This is a genomic window from Rhizobacter sp. P3_C12 (genome assembly GCF_056402735.1).
Genome location: NZ_JBFUGW010000469.1, coordinates 1 through 2,914 on the forward strand (window position 1 = coordinate 1; position 2,914 = coordinate 2,914).

1 protein-coding gene is annotated in these 2,914 nt (G+C 74.8%); it reads right to left on the bottom strand.

The features are described 5' to 3' along the window. Window positions 1-2,914, bottom strand: a 2,914-nt coding sequence (locus AC1DXV_RS33285; RefSeq protein WP_477937815.1) for an acyltransferase domain-containing protein, incomplete at both ends; no start/stop codon positions are given.

The following is a 2,914-nucleotide window of genomic DNA, read 5'->3' on the forward strand; positions in this document are numbered from 1 at the left end:
GCGCGAGGCCGTCGAGCGTGCCGGGGCGTTCGACCTCGAGGCGCTGCAGCGGCGAGGCCGGCGTGGCGGCGGCGCGGCGCACGAGGCGCGGTTGGTGGCGCGTGCCTGCGCGCAGCGCGACGCGCGGCAGCGGGGCAGGCGACAGCAGCTCGGCCAGCAGCGCATCGATGTCATCGGGGTCGGCCGCGTCGGTGTCGATCGCGCGCAGCGGGAATTCGGGATGCTCGACGGCCAGCACGCCGAGGAAGGCCCAGGCGCCGGCCGCGGCCGACGAGGCCGGTGCCTCGTGCGGAAGCACCGGCTGCGCGTTCTGCGTGACGAGCCACAGCGCGACGGCGGGCGCGTCGGCATCGGCGGCCAGCGCCTGCAGCACGTGCAGCAGCGAGCCGCTGGCGCGCAGTTCGGCGTCGTCGGCGGTGCCGGCATCGAAGCCGGGGGTGTCGAGGCTCCACAGCGAGACCACCGCGCGCGGCGTGCCATGCGAGCGCCAGTCGGCGACGACGGATTGCATCTGCGCCGCATCGTGCGGGTCGACGGACCAGCGGTTCGATTCGAGCCGCTGGAAGCGCTCGCCGGCGAGGACTTCGGTACAGCGGGCGCCGCGGGATTCGAGCGCCTGGCGCAGGGTGGCGGCAAGGCCGCTGGCGTCGCTGAGGAGCAGCCAGTCGCCTTCCGCACCCCCCTCCGTTCGCCCTGAGCCTGTCGAAGGGTCGGGCTGAGCCTGTCGAAGCCCTGGCTCCACCGCGCGCTGCGGCACCAACCCTTCGACACGGGCCTTCGACAAGCTCAGTCCCTGCTCAGGGCGAACGGGGATGGGGCGAACGGGGATGGGGCCAACGGGGATGGGGCCCATGGAGATTGGCGGGGCAGGCCGCCACCGCACCTCGTACACCCCATCCTCCGCGCCCCCACCCGCCAGCGTGCGCGCATCGGTCGCCGCGAAGCGCACGCCGCGCAGCCGCGCGACCGGCGCGCCCTGCTCGTCGATCAAGTCGATGTCCGCCCCCGCCTCGCCGCGCAGCACCGCGAGCGCCTGCACGCGCGCCAGGCCCGGACGCAGCAGCTCGACCTGCTCGATGCCCATCGGCGCCCACAGCGTCGTCGGCACGCCCTGCGCGGCCACCGCGCACAGCTGCAGCGCGCCGTCGAGCAAGGCCGGGTGCAGACCGAACGCCGCGGCCTGCGCTTCGACCTCGGCCGGCAGCACCAGCGATGCCCGCGCCCAACCGCTGCCGCGCTGCACCGCATGCAGGTTGCGGAAGGCCGGGCCGAATGCGACGCCGAGCGCCTCGAAGCCGGCGTAGATCTCGCCCGACGATACATAGGTGGCGCCGCCCGCCGACTGCAGCGCCTCTGGCGACGGCGCATCACCCACCGCTGCCGTGCACACGCGCTGCCACGTCTCGTCATCCAGCGCCTGGTGCAGCTCGACCGCCCCGTCGCGCACGATCGCCTGCCAGTGCGCCATGCCGCTCTCCGGCAGGTACAGCGGCCGCTCGACCGCGAATGCCGACAGCACCCGGCCCCCGACCGCCGCGCGGCACACCTCGAGCATCGCCGCCGCCGGCATCAGCAGGCGCCCGCCGATGCGGTGCTCGTGCAGCGCGCCGGCATCGCCGACCGACCACTGCGCATCGAACACGGTGGCCGTGGTGGCCGGCGTCGACAGCTTCGTGCCGAGCAGCGGATGAATCCCCCGACGCGAGGACGGCACCACCGCAGCCACCGGCGTCGGCCGCAGCCAGAAACGCTTGCGCTGCCACGGATAGCGCGGCAGGTCGACCACCTCGCCGCCCTCGCCCGCCACCGCCTCGGCATCGAGCGTGTGGCCATGCACGTGCAGCGCGGCGGCCGCCTGCAGCAGCGATTCGCGCTCCGGCCGGCCGCGGCGCAATGACGCGAGCACCTGCCCCGTCGCACCGGCCGCCGCCAGGCTCTCGGCGATCGACGCGCTCAGCACCGGGTGCGGCCCGATCTCGAGGAAGCTGCCGAAGCCGTCGCCGGCCATCGCGGTGATCGCCGCATGCAGCCGCACCGGCTCGCGCACGTTGCGGCCGAAGTACACGCCGTCGAAACGCTGCCCGGTCGCGAGCCCGCCCAGCACGGTCGAGTACACCGGCACCGCCATCGGCTGCGACGGCACATCGGCCAGCAGCCCGGCCAGCGTCTGCTGGAACGGCGCCATCTGCGCGCTGTGGAAGGCGTATTGCACCGGCAGCATGCGGTGCGAGATGCCGCGCCGCGTCAGCGCCGCCAGCAGTTCGTCGAGCGCCGCCGGCTCGCCCGACAGCACGATGCTGCGCGGGCCGTTGACGGCACCGAGCGCCAGGCGATCGCCGTAGGGCTTCAGCAGCTGCACGGCCTCGTCTTCGGCCAGGCTCGCCTGCGCCATGCGGCCGGTGCCGGTGGCCTGCTGCATCACGCGGCCGCGCTGGCACACCACGCGCACCGCATCGGCCAGGCCCAGCACGCCGGCCACGTGCAAGGCCGCGATCTCGCCGACGCTGTGGCCGACCACGCCGTCGGGCACGATGCCCCAGCTGCGCCACAGCGCCGCCAGCGCGACCTGGATCGCGAACAGCGCCGGCTGCGCGACCTCGGTGTCGGCGAGCCGCGACCCGGCCTCGTCCTTCGCCAGTTCCGCGTGCAGCGACCAGCCGGTCAGCGGCTGCATCAAGGCATCGCAGGCCTCGATCACATCGCGGAACACCGGCTGCGCGGCGATCAGCTCGCGGCCCATCGCGAACCACTGCGGGCCCTGCCCGCTGAACACGAACGCGAGCCGCGGCACGCCTTCGCCCGGCACRCGGCCGCTGGCGACGGCGGGCGAGACCTCGTCGCGCAGCCAGTCGCCCAGGCGCGCCGCGAAGTCGTCGCGCGTGCGGCCGACCAGCGCGAGCCGGTGGTCGAGCGC